This is a genomic window from Marinobacterium profundum (genome assembly GCF_001528745.1).
Lineage (GTDB): Bacteria > Pseudomonadota > Gammaproteobacteria > Pseudomonadales > Balneatricaceae > Marinobacterium_A > Marinobacterium_A profundum.
On record NZ_BCNS01000177.1, the window covers coordinates 1 to 2,634 of the forward strand.

Here is a 2,634-nt window from a genome sequence, read left to right on the forward strand (position 1 = left end):
CACCACATCCCCCTGCTGAATCAGCCCGCTTAACAGCTCGCTGGCGCGCTGCAGCGGTCCAAGATCGGGCCTTTTATGACGATCAATCGGCGTCGGTACAGTGACGATATAGACCTGGCAGTTCCTGATTTCTTCTGGATCCGAACTATAGCTCAGAGCCGGCACGGCACTCAGCTCCTCTACGCTCATCTCAAGCGTGCTGTCGATCTGATCCTTTAACGCATTAATGCGCTCTGCATTAATATCAAATCCCACTACATCGAACTTTTTGGCGAACGCCACCGCCAGTGGCAACCCCACATAACCCAGACCTATTACCGCCACCTTCACGTCGTCAATCGTATTCACGGCCCATATCCTCGCTCTGCGAAATCACTCGATCCCATTGCTCAATGATTGAGTACCCCAGCGACATCGATCACTACCTTCTCATTGAGAAAGTCACTGGATAATCCATTAAATTCCTTGTGCGCCACCAGCAGCAGGATGATATTGGCACGCTCCAGTGCCTCGTTATGGTGGACCTTTTCGACTTCCCGCCTGGTTAAGGCATCTGGCAGCTGCTTAACATTGGGCTCCACGACCAGGATTTCAGCCACCTTTGCATCGACCAGCGCCAGCGTGATGGCAAGCGCAGGACTTTCCCGCAGATCATCGATATCGGGCTTGAAGGATAGGCCGAAACAGCCGATCACTGGCTGCTTGAACTGATTGGCGGCTTTGAGAGCCTTGTTGATCACGTAGTTCGGTTTGCCATCATTGACCTCCCTGGCCATGCGGATCAGGCGCGCTTCCTGCGGTGCCGCACTGACGATAAACCAGGGATCCACCGCAATGCAGTGCCCCCCCACGCCGGGCCCGGGCTTGAGGATATTGACCCGCGGATGACGGTTCGAGAGCCTGATCAGTTCCCATACATTGATCTTCAGCCTGTCGCAAATAACAGACAGTTCATTGGCAAAGCCGATATTCACATCACGATAGGCATTTTCCGTCAGCTTGGCCATTTCAGCAGTACGGGCATGGGTGAGCAGGCATTCCCCCCGCACGAATATTTGATAAAGCCCCGCCGCCCTTGCGGCACAGCGAGGGGTCATGCCGCCGATAATGCGATCGTTCGCCACCAGCTCCTGCAGCACATTCCCGGGCAAAACCCGCTCCGGACAATAGGCAATGTTGATGTCGGCCTTCTCCCCCTGTTGCTGGGGAAAGGAGAGGTCCTCACGACATTGCGCCAACCAGCCTGCAAGCTGCTCAGTGGTGCCAACCGGCGAGGTCGATTCCAGGATCACCAAGTTGCCGGGCTGCAAAACAGGCGCTATGGTTTCAGCGGCGGCCTTGATATAGCTGAGATCCGGTTGATGATCCTCTTTAAAGGGGGTCGGTACGGCGATGATAAACGCCTCGGCCGCTTGCGGAATCAGTGTGGCCTTTAGATTACCGGTCGAGACCACGCTACGGACAACGATGTCCAAGTCCGGCTCAACAATATGAATTTTACCAGCGTTGACAGTCGCAACAGCATGCTCGGACACGTCGATGCCGATCACCTGTAGTCCTCGCGACGCCAGCACGGCCGCCGTCGGCAAGCCTATATAACCCAGCCCCACCACAGATACGGTGTTAAACTTCCCGTCTGCTTCGTTGCTCATCACGATGCCTCTTCATGCTAAAAGTGTATGCGCTCCATCGAAGCGCTCTATTTAGTCGTCTGGCCATGAGCATCCGCGATCATCTGACAAATACGCTCGCTGGCTTTCCCATCCCCATAGGGGTTATGGGCAAAACACATTGTTCGGTAGGCGTCCTCATCATCGAGCAGTGTGCAGGTTTCAGTCATGATCCGGTTAATATCGGTACCGACCAGCCTGACCGTCCCGGCGCTGACTGCCTCTGGCCTTTCAGTCGTCTCACGCATCACCAGCACCGGCTTGCCCAGTGACGGCGCTTCTTCCTGAACCCCGCCCGAGTCAGTCAGAATAATGTGAGCCCGACTCATCAGGAAAACAAAGGGGAGGTAATCGAGGGGCTCTATCAGGTGGACATTCTTTTTTCCGCTCAGGAAGCGGTAAACCGGCTCACGAACCTGTGGGTTCAGGTGTACAGGATAGACGATCTCGATATCATTGCGGCTCGCCAACTCGCCCAGCGCGCTACAGATTCGCTCAAAACCCTCACCAAAGCTTTCCCGGCGATGGCCGGTCACCAGGATGATTCTCTTGCCGCCTGAATCCCCGCCACCTTCGTGATCAACCGGCCCGAGGAAGGGGAATTGCTGTTGCATCTGCGCTAGCAACTGTGGATCTCGCTTGATTTGTCCCTGTACAGCGAGCAGTGCATCTATCACGGTATTGCCGGTGACCAGGACACGGGACTCTGCAACCCCCTCTTGTAGCAGATTAGCCTTGGCCATCTCGGTGGGTGAAAAATGCAGGTCCGCGAGGGCGCCAGTAAGCTTGCGATTCGCCTCTTCCGGCCAGGGAGAGTACAGATCGCCGGTCCGAAGCCCGGCTTCGACATGCCCGACAGGTATCTGTTGATAGTAGGCCTGGACCTTCTACACCTCTGACGCTCCCGCCGACTCATCACGTGTAGACACCGAGCGGCTACGCGTCACACGTAGACAAAGACAAC

General features: G+C 55.8%; 2 protein-coding genes and 1 pseudogene. All 3 read right to left on the bottom strand.

Features of this window, described 5'->3' with window-relative positions; all coding sequences use genetic code 11:
• A partial coding sequence (locus tag MPRO_RS21045; protein ID WP_245635168.1) for a 3-hydroxyacyl-CoA dehydrogenase NAD-binding domain-containing protein occupies positions 1-348 on the bottom strand: 348 nt, incomplete at its 3' end.
• A 41-nt stretch (positions 349-389) separates the two neighbouring features.
• Positions 390-1,652 (bottom strand): UDP-N-acetyl-D-mannosamine dehydrogenase, encoded by a 1,263-nt coding sequence (wecC, locus tag MPRO_RS21050; RefSeq protein ID WP_067297960.1) that lies wholly within the window; start codon positions 1,650-1,652, stop codon positions 390-392.
• Between the two features lie 47 nt (positions 1,653-1,699).
• Positions 1,700-2,548 (bottom strand): annotated as a pseudogene (gene wecB / locus MPRO_RS21055) (non-hydrolyzing UDP-N-acetylglucosamine 2-epimerase); the annotation flags it as partial.
• Positions 2,549-2,634 lie beyond the last annotated feature (86 nt).